Annotated in this window: 12 protein-coding genes and 3 rRNA genes; all 15 read right to left on the bottom strand. The window is 35.0% G+C overall.

Going from position 1 to position 18,766, the window contains the following annotated elements:
• Position 1: 1 nt before the first annotated feature.
• Positions 2 to 1,114 carry a uroporphyrinogen decarboxylase family protein gene (locus tag DY249_RS08325; protein WP_101540812.1) on the bottom strand — a complete coding sequence of 371 codons (1,113 nt, stop codon included), beginning with the start codon at positions 1,112 to 1,114 and terminating at the stop codon, positions 2 to 4.
• Positions 1,115 to 1,129: 15 nt separating this feature from the next.
• Positions 1,130 to 2,242 (bottom strand): uroporphyrinogen decarboxylase family protein, encoded by a 1,113-nt coding sequence (locus tag DY249_RS08320; RefSeq protein ID WP_245943562.1) that lies wholly within the window; start codon positions 2,240 to 2,242, stop codon positions 1,130 to 1,132.
• Between the two features lie 9 nt (positions 2,243 to 2,251).
• The gene (locus tag DY249_RS08315; RefSeq protein WP_101540813.1) at positions 2,252 to 2,770 is read right to left on the bottom strand and encodes a hypothetical protein; all 519 of its coding nucleotides are present in this window, start codon (positions 2,768 to 2,770) and stop codon (positions 2,252 to 2,254) included.
• Entirely contained in the window at positions 2,771 to 3,187 is a 417-nt protein-coding gene (locus DY249_RS08310; protein WP_115595844.1) for a DUF4430 domain-containing protein, read from the bottom strand.
• Between the two features lie 11 nt (positions 3,188 to 3,198).
• Positions 3,199 to 4,773: an ASKHA domain-containing protein gene (locus DY249_RS08305; RefSeq protein WP_115595843.1), complete on the bottom strand. Its 1,575-nt coding sequence runs from the start codon at positions 4,771 to 4,773 to the stop codon at positions 3,199 to 3,201.
• Entirely contained in the window at positions 4,764 to 5,420 is a 657-nt protein-coding gene (locus DY249_RS08300) for a corrinoid protein (protein WP_115595842.1), read from the bottom strand. The genes DY249_RS08305 and DY249_RS08300 overlap by 10 nt, the downstream gene beginning before the upstream one ends.
• Positions 5,420 to 6,202 carry a uroporphyrinogen decarboxylase family protein gene (locus DY249_RS08295; protein WP_115595841.1) on the bottom strand — a complete coding sequence of 261 codons (783 nt, stop codon included), beginning with the start codon at positions 6,200 to 6,202 and terminating at the stop codon, positions 5,420 to 5,422. The genes DY249_RS08300 and DY249_RS08295 overlap by 1 nt, the downstream gene beginning before the upstream one ends.
• 1,193 nt (positions 6,203 to 7,395) lie before the next feature.
• Positions 7,396 to 7,512, bottom strand: a 5S ribosomal RNA gene (gene rrf, locus DY249_RS08290).
• A 163-nt stretch (positions 7,513 to 7,675) separates the two neighbouring features.
• Positions 7,676 to 10,846, bottom strand: a 23S ribosomal RNA gene (locus DY249_RS08285).
• Positions 10,847 to 11,113: 267 nt separating this feature from the next.
• A 16S ribosomal RNA gene (locus DY249_RS08280) occupies positions 11,114 to 12,640 on the bottom strand.
• Together the 16S, 23S and 5S rRNA genes form the textbook arrangement of a ribosomal RNA operon.
• A gap of 596 nt (positions 12,641 to 13,236) precedes the next feature.
• Positions 13,237 to 14,505, bottom strand: coding sequence for an alkaline phosphatase family protein (locus DY249_RS08275; protein WP_115595840.1), 1,269 nt, complete (start codon positions 14,503 to 14,505; stop codon positions 13,237 to 13,239).
• 8 nt (positions 14,506 to 14,513) lie between these two features.
• Positions 14,514 to 15,341 carry a carbohydrate ABC transporter permease gene (locus tag DY249_RS08270; RefSeq protein WP_115595839.1) on the bottom strand — a complete coding sequence of 276 codons (828 nt, stop codon included), beginning with the start codon at positions 15,339 to 15,341 and terminating at the stop codon, positions 14,514 to 14,516.
• A gap of 9 nt (positions 15,342 to 15,350) precedes the next feature.
• On the bottom strand, positions 15,351 to 16,268 hold the full coding sequence (locus DY249_RS08265) for a carbohydrate ABC transporter permease (RefSeq protein WP_218565050.1): 918 nt from the start codon (positions 16,266 to 16,268) through the stop codon (positions 15,351 to 15,353).
• The gene (locus DY249_RS08260) at positions 16,213 to 17,364 is read right to left on the bottom strand and encodes an ABC transporter ATP-binding protein (RefSeq protein WP_115595838.1); all 1,152 of its coding nucleotides are present in this window, start codon (positions 17,362 to 17,364) and stop codon (positions 16,213 to 16,215) included. Before DY249_RS08260 ends, DY249_RS08265 begins: the two co-directional genes overlap by 56 nt.
• A 12-nt stretch (positions 17,365 to 17,376) precedes the next feature.
• The gene (locus tag DY249_RS08255; protein ID WP_101539801.1) at positions 17,377 to 18,765 is read right to left on the bottom strand and encodes an ABC transporter substrate-binding protein; all 1,389 of its coding nucleotides are present in this window, start codon (positions 18,763 to 18,765) and stop codon (positions 17,377 to 17,379) included.
• Position 18,766 lies beyond the last annotated feature (1 nt).

Raw genomic sequence — 18,766 nt, 5'->3', positions numbered from 1 at the left:
CCTATTCATTTATTGCTTCTGGCATTTCTCCTAATTTTGCATTCTTACCATATTTATTGATTGCATATATAAAAGCATCTAAATTTTCTATTGGTGTTCCTACTGGCGAACCACAACCTGTTGCTGCAATATATCCGCTTTTTGCATCTCCTGCTTTTTTTATGCAGTCTTTTACAGATGCTATTACATCATCAATAGTTCCGTAACGCATTACTTCAACTGGTGGTATATTTCCTACAACTATCAATTTATCTTCTATTTCTTTTTTACAAGCTTCTAGATCTTCACAATTGTCTACACTATAAAAATCTATGTCTAAATCTTTGTAATATTTCCATTGCTTGTTCGTATGCCCGCAAATATGTAGATTTGGTTTTACACCATTTAATTCATAATATAGGTTTAATTGTTTTTTTAGATATGGTAGGGCAAATTCTTTTACTTGCTTTGGGCTTAAAATATCATCGCAGCCAACTGGATCTACAACCATCACACTAGTTGGACCAAATTCATCTTTAAAAACTTTTGCCCAAGCCATATTTGCTTGAACGCAAAATTCTAAAAGTTCCTTTACCTTATCCGGTTGTTTTCTTAAATCTCTTAGAAGTTTTTCTATTGGTCTAATTGCTGCTGCTGTAGTAATCGGTCCTGGTATTTCTGTTTCTATGCTCATATCCGGAAATCTTTCTTTTTGAATATGAGCTCTTTCTAATTTTGGAGCTAAAACTTCGTTAGTATATGGGTTTGGTATTTCTACTAAATCCATATTAAGCTCATCTTCCATTAAAAATTCATCTATATAGTCTATATCATTTTCTGGAAAAAATAATTTTGATCCTAGAGCATGACCCATGGTTCTTAGGCTCAATTCTTCTGTTAAACCTACCATTTTATAATGATCGTATTTGTATTGGACTATATCTGACAATTTGTCTACATCATCCATATCTCTTATGGTATAACCAAGCTCATTGGCAATTATTCTATTAGTACTCATAATAGCAAATGGTATATGATCTACTCTCTCGCCACTTAAATAAGCTCCTGTTCTTTCTGATGAAGTCATTTCTGGTTTGTAGTCTTTCATTTTTTCATAAAGTTCTTCTTTATCCATAATTCCTCCTTAGCTTTATTGGTAAATTGCTTCTGGCATTTCTCCTAGTTTGGCATCTTTACTATATTTTCTAACTGCATAGACAAAGGCATCTATATTTTCTTTTGGTGTTCCTGGACCAGTTCCGCAACCAGTTGCACAAATGTAGCCATGCTTACAATCCGCCCCTTTTTTTATGCAAATTTTTACAGATTCTATTACATCATCTATGCTTCCATTCCTCATAACATCAACTGGTGGTACATTGCCCATAAGACTTAATTTATCTTCAATTTTATCCTTGCACTCAGCTAGATCATGGCAATTATCTACACTAAAAGATTCTATATCAAATTCTTTTAAATCTTCCCATTGTCTTTTTGTATGCCCACAAATGTGAAGATCTGGTTTTATACCATTTAGTTCATACAAGCTAGTTATTAAATTTTTTAAATATGGATATGAAAATTCTTTTATTTGCTTTGGGCTTAGAATATCATCGCAGCTTACTGGATCTGCAATCATTATTTTGACTGGTCCAAATTCTTTCTTAAAAGCCTTTGCCCAAGCCATATTCGCTTTTACACAAAAATCTATAAGCTCTTTTACTCCATCTGGATTTTTCCTAAGATCTCTTAGTAACTTACTAATAGGTCTAATAGCTACTGCAGTAGAAATAGGCCCGGCTACAAAAGTTGATATAGGATGGTCTGGGAAATGTTCCCTTAATTTTCTAGCTTTTTCCAATTTCTTTTTTAAAAGTTCGTTTGTATAAGGATCTGGAAGTTCTAGTAAATCCATATTAAGTTCATCTTCCATTAAATAATGGTCTACATGGTCTATATCATTTTCTGGAAATATTCCTGTTGATCCTAAGCAATAACCCATAGCACGAAGATTTAATCCTTCAGATATGCCATAAATTTTGTATTCTTTGCTTCTTCTTTCGATAATTTTTATAAGATTGTCTACATTATCTGTTTCTTTTAAGCTATAGCCCATATTCATTCCATATACAACATCTAGGCTCATAATATTAAATGGCAAGTGATCTACTCTTTCTCCATTAAAATAAGCCTTGGATCTTTCAGCAGATGTCATCTGAATTTCATAATTTTCAAGCTCTTTTTTCAATTCTTTTTTATCCACAGCCCCTCCTTAATCTATGTTTTTAAAACTCTTTTCTCCAGTAATATATTTTTCTAACTTTCTAATTAGAAGTAAATATATGGCAATATTTCCTATCATATGGTTAATATCAAAAGGAATAGATCCTGCATAAAGACCTAGAAAAGAAAATTTATTGCCACTTACTAAAAAAACTTCCATAAGAGTTATAATTAGTCCATATAAAAATCCTGAAATCCCTACAGCAAGAGACTTAGAAATATCATTTTTTACCAATCCTAACTTATTAAATAAAAAATAATTTATTATCCCCAAAAGTCCAAAATCTAGGACTTGAAATAAAACCCAATAGCCAAAACCTAGAAAAAAGCTGGTTACAGTCATAGTTATAGCATTTACTATTAAAGATTCATCAAGTCTAGCATCTATAGCAAGGATTAAAATTATATCAGATAAGATTTGAACATTTGGGATTATAGAAAAATTTATTCTAGTTACAACGCAAATAGCACAAAGACTAGCTAGTCTTGTTAATTTTTTTGTGTTCATCTACATTTTTTCAAATCTAAATTCTATCTCATCTCCAGCTTTTGGAACATAATCGCCAATTCCAACATCAGCCATTTCATCATTTACATAATACATCCAATACTGACCTTCTTTTTCATCTTGCTTGATGCCTTCTAGTTCAGTCATCATTCCATCTTCAAATACCGCCTTGTGATTTTTCTCTAAATAATCTTTTAGACCATTTTCATCTATTTTTGCATCTTCTGTTAAGATCTCTTTATCATTTACAATATCTTTTATACTTATTTCAACATCAGTAGTTTCTGGATTATTAGCTTCAGTTTGTTCTGTTGTTGTAGTATCCTTTTGTTCTGTTGTTGATTGATTACCACATCCTGTAAATGTTAAAGTTGTTACTGTTAATAAAGATAAAAAGTATTTGTTAATTTTTTTCATAATATTCTCCTTTAATTAAATTGCATTGATCTTGCAAATGTTTTGTCATAATTCTCACTTGTTGATAGGTCAATATATTCTATTTGACTGGACAAGTCTTGCATTTGATTTTTAATTTCATCATTCATTAAGGCTATATAGGCTCCTATTAATGATGAATTTCCTACGTAGCTTATCAAATTTTCTACTTCTTTTGGTAATATCCCCACTCCTGTTATATCTTCTTTTTTTAGATGGGAACCAAATCCTCCTGCTATTATTACAGAATTTAAATCTGTAAGTTCCATATTTTCTCTTTTTAAAAGAGTTATAAATCCTGATAAAATAGCTCCTTTTGCTAGCTGAACTTGCCTTATATCTTTTTGACTTAAAAACACATTATTCTGTTCGTCTAAAACTATGTATCTTTTGTCCTCTTTATTTTCTTTTATATATTTTTTCCTATAATCCGTATCCTCTAGCTTTTTAGGATCTATAATTCTTCCTCTTTTATTTACCAAATCATTATCCACAATTTGTGAAACTGCACTTAATAATCCACTACCGCATATGCCAAGTGGAGCATCATTTTCTATTGTTATTAAACTTATTTCATCTTTTCCTAAATTAATCGCTTCTATTGCTCCGCTTTCTGCTCTCATTCCACATTCGATATTCATCCCCTCTAGGGCTGGTCCTGCGGCTGTTGAACAGCAATAGAGTTTATCTTTAGCTTTTAAAACTATTTCGCCATTTGTTCCTATATCTATAAAGAGAGTATCTTTTTTATCCTTTAGTTCTGTAAGATAAACCCCAGCAACTATGTCACTTCCTACAAAGGCTGAAACGTTTGGCAAAGTGTATAAAATAGCATCAAGATTTAATCCTATATCTTTGCTATTTATTTTTAATCCTTGTAAAAATTCTGCCTTGTAAGGATATTTTCCAAGTGATCTAGCATCTTTACCTACTAACATGTGTAACATAGTAGTGTTGGCTGCTACTACAATTTCTTTTATCAAATCTTTTGGCATATTATTTTTATTACTTAAATCATATATCATTTGATTTAGGCTTTTTATGATTTCTTCTTGCAAAAGATCTTTTCCGTTTTCATTCTCGTATTCAAAGCTAATTCTAGTCATAACATCAAGGCCATATTTACTTTGAGAATTAATAGCAGAAATCTTATCTATTATTTCTCCATTAGATAAATCTACTAAATATGTTACTAATGTTGTGGTACCAATATCGACTGCTAAACCATATCCATTTTTATAAATCATTTCAAAATCGGATTTTATGCCTTGGTCTAAAACTTTTATATTGGACTTATTTTTGTATATTTCTATCTTTACATCAGTTTTTGCCTGTGACAGGCAAGCAAGCCTTATATTTTCTTTTAATTGCTCATCACTTAGTAAATTTTTTTCTGGCTTTGTTAGAGGATTTAGCTCACCTTCTAAAACTTTTATCTTGCATTTGCCACAAGTTCCCTTGCCATTACAAAAATTATTTATTTCTATATTATTTTCTAATAAACTAGATAAAATATTTTTTTCATTAGCAGTGATTTTTTTTCCTAAATTTACTATTTCTATTTGCATTTATTATCTAATAAGTGTTGGGCTACCTTTACAGCTTCATTTGCATTTTCACTATAAGCATCTGCACCAATATCATTTGCATAGCTTTCTGAAACAGGACCTCCACCTATCATTACTATAAATTGATCGCGAATTCCTCTTTCATTTAATATATCAATGACTTTTTTCATATTATCCATAGTTGTAGTCATTAATGTAGACATCATTATGAAATCTGCATCATTGGCAACTGCTTCGTCCACAAATTTTTCTACTGGAACATCTTTACCAAGGTCGATCATTTTATATCCTGCAATTTCAAACATAAGTTTTACAAGATTTTTACCAATATCGTGAGTATCACCTTCGATTACGCCTATTACTGCAGTAGCAACATTTTTTTCTTCGTGAGTTTCTATATTTTCTTTTAAAACATCTATACCGTTGTACATAGCATCTGAACAAATTAATAAGTCTGAAATATAGTATTCTTCTTCTTCAAAAAGTCTTCCTACTTCATTCATTCCTTTTATAAGTCCATTAAAAATCGCCTCTTGTGGATCATATCCTTCTGCTAAATAATCCCTACAAAGATCAGCTATTTCTTCATCTTCTTCCTCTATAACCATATTGGCCATTTTTTCAAAATATTCTTCTTTGCTTGCCACTATTTATCCTCCTTCAATACAATTTTGTTTACCTTGTTAAACTCCTCATCTGCTAGATTTATGCACCTATCACCCATCAATGTACTTGGATTGTCAAATAATATATCTATATATTTTCTTGGATTGTCAAAATCAATAGCTTTAAAATCTGCCTTATCTAAATCAACTATGGCAAGGGTAGACTTTGGGCATAGATGCAAGGTGAATTTATACTCACCAGCTAATTTTTCAACTTCTTTTAAAAAATTAAGCAAGAAGTCATCTACATAATTACCAACTTCACGAGGTCCCAAAACCTTAGGGTCCAAAATACTTTCTGTAAAGCTGAAAACTTTAACACCCTTATCAAGAAAATTTCTTATATAGTCAGTATATATATATGTAAGCTCCGCATAAAGATCTTTAAGTACATCTCGTCTTTTTCTCATAGCCTTCATTACTTTAGTTGCACCAAGAAGATTATCTAAGACGGAAATAGGCCCTCTAATCTCAATAACAGTCTTTTCTTCTCCTAAAATTTCTATGGCTTTTAGCATAGCCATATACTCATCTTTGCTATAATCCATATCAAGTTTTATATCACAAATATCATCATAAATAGGATAAGCTGTGCGACCATTTTCAAATTTGACTCCCAAACAAATCGGAATCATAGGAACAACTGGTAGAGAAACATACCTTCCATCTTTAGCATAATCTGCCATAAGTTTTGGATTAGTCAAAATTTCATTGTTTTTAATAGGTCTTTCCGGATTATCTATACATTCATAAGTGCGAATCATAAAAATCCTCCTTTCCTAAATAATTCTTAAATTTAGGCACAAAAAAATTAATGCTTATCATAGTGTAAATGTTAAAGGCATGCCAAAAACAATCCAAAAAGGTGTACTTTTAGGCAAAACCTAACTTTTTGAACTACAATAATCATTAATTACAAATTTTTATAAACTCATATAAATAAGTGTACTTTCCAAAATGGATTACCTACATGAGCATTTAAAACAAATATATCAAATATTTAAGTATTTGTCAATTTATTTTAGTAATCATAAGTAAATATGCATATTTTTTTATAAAATTGTATATATTATTATAAACTACTTTCTCTATCAAAAAGTTATTGATAAAAGTATTAAGTTATATAGTTACATTAAGAATGTATGTCATCTACAATAATAAATATTTTACTTAGGATCATATTAGAAAATACACGTTGATGTTAAATTATTATACTCTAGAAAACAAAACCTCTAAGTAAGTAAGGTATTTTAAAATAAAAGTAAAATAAAAAAAAGTAATAATAAATTAGTTATAACTTTGCTGAAAATTCTAAGTAGTTTTTCATTATCCAATTTTTATTTAATAATTCGACCCCAGAATAAACGGTGCTAATTAAATGGAATACAAAATCTAAACCATCCCGAAAATTCGACTTAATTTTCCTGTCCACAATACTTAAGCATGTATTACTTTAACATCATTTTATTGATAACTTAAATTAGACAGAAAATAAAAGTTTGAAAAAAATGAATTTTACACTAAAAAAGACTCAGTTAAATGACTAAGTCTCGCTTCGCTCCACCATTTCATGGGTCCCATTATGCAGGGACAAGCTATGTCTTCCACTGGCTGGACTGTGGTTTTCTTTTATTTAGCAACTTCCTACTCTACCGGGCTTAAATATGCCTTGATTTGGCATATTTAGGGCTAAAACTTAGTGTGATAGCACGAATGAGTTTGCAATGGCAAACGGGTTTTAGCGGATCATCCTCCGAGTGCCATTGGCGTAATGAGGATTAACTTCTGTGTTGGGTATACATAAACAACCATTGATTTCGGGTAAGAAGCACGGACACAATTGTTTATGCCGAAAACACAGATCGGTAGGGCTTAAGAGTTTGCTTAAGCAAACGGATTTTCCTGCCAAGTGTATATTTATACTAAAAAAGACTTAGCCAATGACTAAGTCTTAGTTATTTAGCAACTTCCTACTCTACCGGGAGGTCACCCTCCGAGTACCATCGGCGTAGTTGGGCTTAACTTCTATGTTCGGTATGGATATAGGTGTATCCCCAACGCTATCGTTACTATATTCTTGACCTAACCCGAAAACTTGTTTTCGTTGGTAGGTCAAATCTCGCGAAATAGAAAACATGATGTCCGCACGCTATAGGACTGATTTCGTTCTGAAGCCGACCTGCCAATTTTAAAGTTTAGGTTGGTATTTATGAACCTATAAATAGCAGACAATATTTCCAGTCAAGATTTAAAGTTTAGTATCCATTAGCTTAATGCATTACTGCACTTACACCTTGGACCTATCTAACGTATTTTCTTTACGTACTTTTAGAAATCTTATCTTGAGGGTTGTTTCGTACTTAGATGCTTTCAGTACTTATCAATTCCATACTTAGCTACCCAGCTATGCTCCTGGCGGAACAACTGGTACACCAGTGGTATGTCCATCCCGGTCCTCTCGTACTAAGGACAGGTCCTCGCAAATTTCTTACGCCCACGCTGGATAGGGACCGAACTGTCTCACGACGTTCTGAACCCAGCTCGCGTGCCTCTTTAATGGGCGAACAGCCCAACCCTTGGGACCTACTTCAGCCCCAGGATGAGACGAGCCGACATCGAGGTGCCAAACCTCCCCGTCGATGTGGACTCTTGGGGGAGATAAGCCTGTTATCCCCGGGGTAGCTTTTATCCGTTGAGCGATGGCCCTTCCATGCGGTGCCACCGGATCACTAAGTCCGTATTTCTACTCTGCTTGAGCTGTTTCTCTCGCAGTTAAGCTCGCTTATGCCTTTGTACTCTGCGAATGGTTTCCGTCCATTCTGAGCGAACCTTTGAACGCCTCCGTTACTTTTTGGGAGGCGACCGCCCCAGTCAAACTGCCCAACTGACAATGTCCTTTGCCCTGATTAAGGGTCAATGTTAGAATTTTGATATTAGAGGGTTGGTATCCCAAGCTTGGCTCCTCGCACACTGGCGTGCACGGATCAATGCCTCCCAACTATCCTGTACATCTAATCTCAAAATCCAATATCAGCCTACAGTAAAGCTCCACGGGGTCTTTCCGTCCTAGCGTGGGTAAGTCGCATCTTCACGACTACTACAATTTCACCGGATCCTTTGTTGAGACAGTGCCCAAATCGTTACACCTTTCGTGCGGGTCGGAACTTACCCGACAAGGAATTTCGCTACCTTAGGACCGTTATAGTTACGGCCGCCGTTTACTGGGGCTTAAGTTCTAGCCTTCGCGTTTGCTAAGCCTTCCCCTTAACCTTCCAGCACCGGGCAGGTGTCAGCTCCTATACTTCATCTTACGATTTTGCAGAAACTTGTGTTTTTGGTAAACAGTCGCTTGGGCCTGGTTTCTGTGGCCAGATCGCTCTGGCTCCCCTTCTCCCGAAGTTACGGGGACATTTTGCCGAGTTCCTTAACAAAGGTTCTTCCGCGCGTCTTGGTATTCTCTACCTCCCTACCTGTGTCGGTTTTGGTACGGGCGCTTTGGTCATTGATAGTGACTTTTCTTGGCAATTTGAAATCGGCTACTTCTCTACTCATGTTTTCGATACCTATCACACATCAGCTTTATGATTAGCGGATTTGCCTACTAATCGGCCTTTGTGCTTAGACTGCCTTCCATCGGGCAGCTTAGCTTATCCTCTTGCGTCATCACTTCTCTATAGCGACTTTAAGCGGTACAGGAATATAGACCTGTTATCCATCGGCTACGCCTTTTGGCCTCGCCTTAGGTCCCGACTTTCCCTGAGGGGACGAGCCTTGCTCAGGAGTCCTTAGGGTTTCGACGGGAGTGATTCCCACACTCCTTCTCGCTACTCATGCCAGCATTCTCTCTTGTATTAAGTCCACGCCTGCTTTCGCTTGGGCTTCTTCCCTAATACAATGCTCCTCTACCACTGATAGAGTATTTAAAATTGCTGGTAAATACTTTGACGTTTTCTTGACCTAACTCAAATCTTTGATTTGTTAGTAGGTCAAATGTCGCACTGTTTCAAATCTTAGATTTGTCAAAGTGCCGACTATATTTTAAACCAGTTACATATATTAATATATGCGATTGTTTTCGGTGATAATCGTAGTTATTTACAACTTACCTTTATCTTAGTGTTTGATATTTGCGTAAATTTTGAATAACTCGTTTTATCTTGATTGTATTGTAATATTTCCGTCTAAGTTTTACCTTTTCTTCTCTTTTTATGTTTGTTCTAGAGTTGATTGAGCAATTTTAAATTCTCTATCAATCCGAAGCTTCGGTACTGAATTTTAGCCCCGTTTATTTTCGGCGCAAACCCACTTGACCAGTGAGCTATTACGCATTCTTTAAATGTATGGCTGCTTCTAAGCCAACGTCCTGGTTGTCTTAGTAGGTTCACATCCTTTTCCACTTAATTCAGATTTTGGGACCTTAGCTGTCGGTCTGGGCTGTTTCCCTTTCGACTTAGGAGCTTATCCCTCTAAGTCTGACTCCATGACTTGATTTTTTGGCATTCGGAGTTTGATAGGCTTTGGTACGGTTAGCCGCCCTAGGCCAGTCAGTGCTCTACCTCCTTAAATCTTTGGTCATAGGCTAGCCCTAAAGCTATTTCGAGGAGAACCAGCTATCTCCGGGTTCGTTTGGTTTTTCGCCCCTATCCACAGTTCATCCGATGCGTTTTAAACCGCACCCGGTTCGAGCCTCCAGTGAATTTTACTTCACCTTCACTCTGACCATGGATAGATCACCCGGTTTCGGGTCTATCATATCTAACTTTCGCCCTATTAAGACTCGCTTTCGCTAAGGCTTCATCTCTTAAAGATTTAACCTTGCTATATATGATAACTCGCTGGCCCATTCTACAAAAGGTACGACATCAGGCTCTTGCCCTCTGTCTGCTTGTAGGCTCAAGGTTTCAGGTTCTTTTTCACTCCCCTTTCGGGGTTCTTTTCACCTTTCCCTCACGGTACTTGTTCGCTATCGGTCACATGTTAGTATTTAGCCTTAGGGGATGGTCCCCCTATCTTCACAGCAAATTTCTCGTGTTCACTGCTACTTGCCCCCACAATATATTTTCTTTTGTTTACAAGACTGTCACTTTCTTTGGTTCATCTTCCCAAATGATTTAACTAAAAAATATATTTCTTACTGGGTTGGGCTGTTTTCTGTTCGCTCGCCGCTACTTGGAAAATCGAGTTTTCTTTCTTTTCCTCCTGCTACTTAGATGTTTCAGTTCGCAGGGTCTTACTTCATAAAGCTATGTATTTACTTTATGATGACTGTGTCTTCCACAGCCGGGTTTCCCCATTCGGAGACCTAGGGGTCTTTGCTTTTTGTGAGCTTACCCTAGTTTTCGTTCACTTACGTCCTTCTTAGTCTTCATGTGCCAAGGCATCCACCTTGTGCCCTTTTCTTCTTGACTGGAAATATTGTTTGCTATTTAATTTTTTACTCACTTTTGTGAGTGGTTCATTTACAATAAACATAATTAAACTATTAATTTGAGTAACAAGTGTTTCTAAATGAAAGAGAATAACGTATCATTCTCTTTCCGTGCCTGATTGGTGTCTTTTTTACTTTAATAATGTAATGTTTGAGACGTCCGAGCCATTGTTTTGCTTTTGCAAAACTTCTGTCTCGGATGAAAAATACTTTCGTATTTTCCACCCACCAGGCCGGGCTTCCTTAGAAAGGAGGTGATCCAGCCGCACCTTCCGATACGGCTACCTTGTTACGACTTCACCCCAGTTACTGACCCTACCTTCGACTGCTGCTCCCAAAAGGTTAGCTCACAGGCTTCGGGTATTGCCAACTTCCATGGTGTGACGGGCGGTGTGTACAAGACCCGGGAACGCATTCACCGTGGCATTCTGATCCACGATTACTAGCAACTCCAACTTCATGCACTCGAGTTGCAGAGTGCAATCCGAACTGGGACAGGCTTTTTGAGTTTTGCTTAACATCGCTGTCTTGCTGCCCTCTGTACCTGCCATTGTAGCACGTGTGTAGCCCAAGTCATAAAGGGCATGATGATTTGACGTCATCCCCACCTTCCTCCGGTTTGTCACCGGCAGTATTGCTAGAGTCCCCAACTTAATGATGGTAACTAGCCATAGGGGTTGCGCTCGTTATGGGACTTAACCCAACATCTCACGACACGAGCTGACGACAACCATGCACCACCTGTATTTCAGTTATCCGAAGATATAGGCACTTATCTCTAAGTGCTTCCAAAATATGTCAAGACTTGGTAAGGTTCTTCGCGTTGCTTCGAATTAAACCACATGCTCCGCTGCTTGTGCGGGTCCCCGTCAATTCCTTTGAGTTTCACACTTGCGTGCGTACTCCCCAGGCGGAGTGTTTAATGCGTTAGCTGCGGCACCCAGATTTACTCCAGACACCTAACACTCATCGTTTACGGCGTGGACTACCAGGGTATCTAATCCTGTTTGCTACCCACGCTTTCGTACCTCAGCGTCAGTTAATGGCCAGAAAGTCGCCTTCGCCACCGGTATTCCTCCTAATATCTGCGCATTCCACCGCTACACTAGGAATTCCACTTTCCCTTCCATTACTCAAGGTCTCCAGTTTTAGAAGCTTACTATAGTTGAGCTATAGCCTTTGACTTCTAACTTAATGACCCGCCTACGTACCCTTTACGCCCAATGATTCCGGACAACGCTCGGTCCTTACGTATTACCGCGGCTGCTGGCACGTAATTAGCCGGACCTTATTCGTATAGTACTGTCATTTTCTTCCTATACAAAAGATTTTTACAACCCGAAGGCCTTCTAAATCACGCGGCGTCGCTGCATCAGGGTTTCCCCCATTGTGCAAAATTCCCCACTGCTGCCTCCCGTAGGAGTCTGGGCCGTGTCTCAGTCCCAATGTGGCCGTACACTCTCTCAAGCCGGCTACTGATCGTTGCCTTGGTGGGCTTTTTTCTCACCAACTAGCTAATCAGACGCAAGTCCATCTTACACCGCTAACACTTTGACTATCGCTTCATGCGAAGTGATAGTTTCATAGGGTATTATTCGTCGTTTCCAACGGCTATCCCCTTGTGTAAGGCAGGTTACTCACGCGTTACTCACCCGTCCGCCACTAATCCACTTAAGTTCATTCCGAAGAAATCATTTAAGTTTCATCGTTCGACTTGCATGTGTTATGCACGCCGCCAGCGTTAATCCTGAGCCAGGATCAAACTCTCATGAAAAATATTTTTCTACATTTTACTAATGTAGTTTATCTTTTGTTCATAAAAGCTTTTTGATTCAAGCTCTTTTCATTTACACTGATCTTAATAATCAATGCGTGATTTAAAGTATCCTATCTATATATAAATAGATTGGAATCATTTTAACTTTCATTATATTAATAAAAGTTGGTTTTGGTTACTCAAATTAATTGCTTTAAGTTTAATTACTATTTACTTGTAGATAAGGTTTAACTTATCTGGTTCATCGCGTCATTTCTCAACGACAATATATATAATACCATATCCAAAAATGCTTGTCAAATGTTTTTTGCATTTTTTTATTTTTTTTGCTATAAATCGACTTTATAGCAGATGTGGTATTTTTATATTATAGCACCATCAAAAGTTTATGTCAAACTTAATTTTCATTCGCTTTCGACGTGGTGATATTAATGATACTAGGAATTTTTATATCTGTCAAGGCTTATTTAAATTTTTTTATAATTTATGTTTACTTTTATTTCCTATCTATTTATAATACAAAAAGATTTGCACAAAAAAACTGACTTAATACATTTTATTTAAGTCAGCTTATATTATATGGAAACTATATTCTACTTCAAACAATCTTCTATAATTTTTCCGGTCATATTTTTCATATTTAAATTGTATATTTTATTTATTGTAGGTGCTATATCTATAATTTTTTCTTTTTCTATTATATAGTTTTCTTTAAAGGCTGGTCCTCTAAATATACCTATAGCCATATTTTTTTCTTTTGTCGGCAAAAATCCATGGTTTCCTCTTGGCCCTGCTACTTGGTCACGACTTACTATAAAATCTCTAGCATCTGCATCAAATACATAGCCTTCTTTTGCTTCTATCCATAACTTCGCCCTATTGCTAGCACCTAATTTTTCTATATCTTCTTTATCAAAGATTTTATCTATACCTTCTATATCTAGGCTGACTATTTTTTCTTTGATTTCATCTACCATTTCTGGATTATCTTCTTTGATATAAAGAGCGGTTGATCCTCCGCATGTTAAAAAATATGCTTGCCAATCTTCCCTTACCGTTCCGTCATCATTTACATTTACTAGGCCCATATCTGCCAAAAGCTTGTTTAATCTAATTGGATAAGCTGTATCTAGTTGAGAATGGTCACTTAACAGCATAATATTTATTTCATCTAAGTTTTTTACTTTAGAAATTTTCTCAAACATTTGTTTAAGCCTATCATCTAATTCTTTTATTGCATCTTTTGTTGCGAAATGATTTGAACCATAGACATGTTTTTGATGGTCTACGTCTATCAGGTGAAGAAAGCTAATATCTGGCTCATATTTTTCAAATGTATAGGCAGTAGCATTTGCCATCCACTCATCTTTTACCTTTTGACTAGCATCTCTATTAAATTTACCAAGCTTATTAAAAAGTTCTTCTACAAATTCCGCACTTCCTTTTTCTTTTAAATGTTCATAAAAGTCTTTTTCTTCATAAGTCCATACTTCTGGTACATTGTATTCTATTTCCATTTCTCCAGAAACAGGCCAAGAAAAGGATGCAATTGTATATCCTTTTTTGTGAGCATTTTTAAATATAGTATCTCCAGATATATAGTTGTGGTCCCAGTACCAATCCATTACTTCTCTTTGAGGTTGAAGTAAAAGATTATTATCAACTCCATGATCTATTGGATACCTACCAGTAACCACCGTTGAGTGAATGGGATAAGTAAGGGTTGGATATATAGATTCTATTTTTCTTATCCATGTACCTTTTTCTATCATCTCTTTTAAAAATGGTAAATTTGAATAAATGTCTTCATCACAATATCCAAGAGCATCTAAAGATATAACTATAAGGGGTGTTTTATTCATAATATCTCCTATTTGATTCCACTATAGGTAAAGGCTTTAATAATTTCTCTTTGAGCAAATATATAGATAATTACTATTGGTAATATCAAAATAACATTTCCTGCCATAACAGTATTCCAATGTACACCATCTAGGGTTGATTTTAACATAGAAACTCCTAGAGGAAGTGTCCTTACATTGTCATTGCTTGTCATAACTAAGGGCCAAAAATAATCATTCCATGTAGAAATAAAATTTAAAAGCGCAATTGTTACTACAGTTCCTTTTGCTTGGGGAAGCATAATTTTAAATATTATTTTCCAAGTTGGAGTATTGTCCAAAACTGCTGCTTCTATAATTTCATCTGGTATTTGCATAAATCTTTGACGAAGTAAAAATATCCCAAAAGCAGAACTAGCCCATGGCAATATAAGTGACCAGTAAGTATTAATTAAATTTACCTTAGAAAACATAAGATATACTGGTAAAAATATTAGTTGAGCTGGGATCATCATTGTTACAAGTATCAATGAGAATAATATATTCTTGCCCCTAAAATCCATTTTTGCAAAGGCATAGCTTGCAGGGATTATGGTTAGTAATTGTAAGGCTACCACTGATAAAGTAACTATGATAGAGTTTTTTGTATAATGTAAAAATGGTCCAGAATTCCAGGCATCTACATAATTTTGTGGCAGCCAAGTTTCTGGAAAAAAAGTTGGAGGCAATCTTAAAGCTTCAGCTAAAGGCTTAAAAGATGTAAAAACCATCCACAAAAACGGACCTAGAAAAATAACTGAAACTAATACTAAAGCTATAATTCTTAATATTTTTCTTAAAATACTTTCTTGTTGCATAAATTCTCCTTAGTTGTAGTACACTTTTTTAGCCATAAGCTTAAAGTAAATAAAAGTAAGAATAGCTATTACAACAAATAATATCACTCCTGCAGCTGACGAAAGCCCCATATTAAAGAACTTAAATCCTGTTTCATAAATATAGTAAACTATAGTATTTGAAGCATTCATTGGCCCACCTTGGGTCATTATACTTATTGTTTCAAAAACTTTAAAACTAGCTATAATACTTGTAATGCCTATAAAAAATACAGTAGGAGAAAGCATAGGTAAAGTGATCTTAAAAAGTTTTCTATGCCAAGGTGTATTATCTAAGGCAGCTGCTTCATAGATATCATCAGGGATTGCTTGTAAGCCTGATAAGAATATGAGTGAATAATAACCTACTCCCTTCCAAATACTAACGGCTGCTAGTGAATACATAACTATATCAGGATTTGTAAGAAAACTTACAGGACCCGCACCGATTTTTCCTAATAAATAATTAAAAAGACCATAATCATAATCCATTAACCATAACCAAAGCATAGATATAGATACTAAAGATATGATATGAGGAGCAAATACTACACTTTGCATAAAAGAGTGTACCTTGGTATTTTTATTTAAAGCTAGAGCAATTAGTAATCCTAAAATTATAAAACCTACTACTGTAAGAACAGTATAGAGAAAGGTATTTCTCATGGTTTGAGCAAATCTAGGATCTGCCAAAAGATGTTTAAAATTATTTAAACCTACAAAATTCATATCTGGTGATATGAAATTCCAATCATGAAATGAGAGATAAATCATATAAAGTATAGGAATAAAGGAAAATAAAATAAATACTACCATAGCAGGAGCAATCATCAAATAAGGATTAGCCTTTTTCCTAGTTTGAGCTATAGGTTCTTGCGTTGACTGCTTTTTCTTGATTGCTACGTTCAAACTTACTTCCCCCTTCTTTATCTTCTTTTATTTTATCTAAATCTTTTGATTTATTATCATTAATTAATAAATCTTGATTTTGATCAAAACATTTTATATATTCTTTTTTTACTTCTATGATTAATTCATCTTTATTGATAATCTCTTTTTTATAGGACTTTACTTGAAAAGTTCCCAAATTATTTTCTAAACTATATATAGTTTCTGATCCCAAAGCTTCTATATTTATTACTTTTGTAAGAAAACATAGAGAATCTTGATATTGCGGCTTTTCTACAATATTTGCATCCTCTGGTCTAAATCCTAAATATTTTATAGCAGAGTTAGTAGGCTCATAATATTTTTTGGTATCCTCGTTTAATTCTATAATGTTCATAGGTGGAGAGCCTATGAACTTAGCAGTAAATACGTTTGCGGGATTATTGTAAATATCGCTAGGTTTTGAATCCTGCATGACATGACCATTGCTCATAACAATAATTTGTGTTCCCATACTCATAGCTTCTACTTGGTCATGGGTTACATAAATGAAAGTTGTGCCAAGCTTTTCGTGAATTTTCTTAAGCTCTGTTCTCATTTGCACCCTAAGTTTTGCATCAAGGTTGCTTAAAGGCTCATCTAAGATAAATATATCTGGTTTTTTGACCATAGCACGTGCTAAAGCCACTCTTTGCCTTTGCCCACCAGAAAGATTTGATGGACGTCTATCCATATATTCATCTAAAGAAACTATTTGACTTATTTCGCTAATAAGTCTGTTTCTTTCTTCTTTTGGTACTTTGTTATTTATAAGTCCAAATTCTATATTTTCTCTAACTGTCATTGTAGGATAAAGAGCATAGTTTTGAAAAACCATAGCTACTCTTCTATCTCCAGGAGCTACATTATTTACCAGTCTATCTCCTATGTAAATATTTCCATCTGAAATATCTTCAAGTCCTGCTATCATTCTTAAAGTAGTGGACTTTCCACATCCGGATGGTCCTACAAAAACAGCAAAAGCTCCGTCAGGAATGTATATAGATACATCCTCGACAGAATACTTTTCATTGCCGTCGTATTTTTTATATATGTGTTCTAGTTTTACACTTGCCATTTTTTATCCTAACTAAAATGATAAGATTGATTGTGCTTGATTTTGAAGGTTATCATAAACTTGGTCTACATCTGCACCTTGAGTTGTAGTATTTGTTACACCTTCATAAAGCATTTTTTCCATTTCTGGCCAACCTTTTGCAATTGGTCTAGCCTCAGCATATTCAAGTTGGTCAAAGGCAACCTTATATTGTGGAGTTTCTTCATGAAGTTTTTTGATTTTGTCACTTTCTATTGAAGAATATCTTGTTGGTAGGTAGCCTGTATATTCTGAAGCAAATACGTTTTGTTCAGTTGCTGTCATAAATTTAAGGAATTCCCAAGTAGCTTCTTGTTTTTCTTTATCAAGACCACTTGTCATTACTATATTACATCCACCAGTTGGTACTGCGTAGTGTTTATTTCCTGGTACAAATGAAACATCTAAGTCAAAGCCATTTTCTTTTGCAAGTGGCATAAGTTCTGTTAAGTTAGCTGTTGATGTAAAGTAGAAAGCTGAGTTTTGGTTTACAAAGTCTTGCCTACATGTTTCACCAGCTTGTTCTCCTAGAGCAATTTTGATTAAATCTTCATCTGCTAATTCTTGTAAAAACCTTGCTGGAGCTTTTGTGCCTTCTTGGTCAAAGCCGATTTTTCCATCTTTAGCATAAAATCCATCAGATGAGTATACCCAAGCTTCTAAAAACCATGGGTCTAATTGGTAAGTAAGAGCGTATTTGCTCTTATCTTTATCTCTTAATTTTTCAGAATATTCTTTAAATTCTTTCCAATCTTTTGGTCCTTCTGGGTCAAGACCTGCTTCTTTAAGCATGCTTACATTCTTATACATAATTGGAGTTGATCTGTAGAAAGGTAATCCATAAAGATTATCATCTATGTATGCTTCGTGCATAAGACCTTCATTAAAGTCATCTATGTCTACTTCATCATCTACAAATGGTGATAAATTTTCAATCATACCACCCTTTGCCATTGTGTACATATTTGCAATTTCTACTTCAAATATTTCTGGAGCATTGTTAGCAGCTTTTGCAGCTTGAGTTTTGCTTGCAAGGTCATCGTATGAACCTTGGTATTCTGCATCCACTACAATTTTATCTTGAGATTCGTTAAATTGTTTTACCAATTCTTCTTTAGATTCACCGATTTTATCTTTCCATGCATACCAATAAGTAAGGTGAATTTTACCATCCTTTGTATTTTCTGATGTTTTTTCATCTTTTGCTTGATTGTTTGCTGGAGCATCACTGTTTTCTTCTGTTTTATTGTCTGAGTTTGAAGATTCTGTTTGAGCTGGTTGATTATCTGTTGTACTTTGATTGTTATTAGCACCACAAGCTGTAAAAGTTAGTAACATTGACATTGACAAAGCTAAGCCAAATATTTTTTTAGTATTGAACATA

It is taken from the genome of Anaerococcus octavius, assembly GCF_900445265.1.
Classification (GTDB): Bacteria; Bacillota; Clostridia; order Tissierellales; family Peptoniphilaceae; genus Anaerococcus; species Anaerococcus octavius.
Note: the sequence above shows the minus strand (reverse complement) of the source record. Positions and strands in the feature narration are given on the sequence as shown.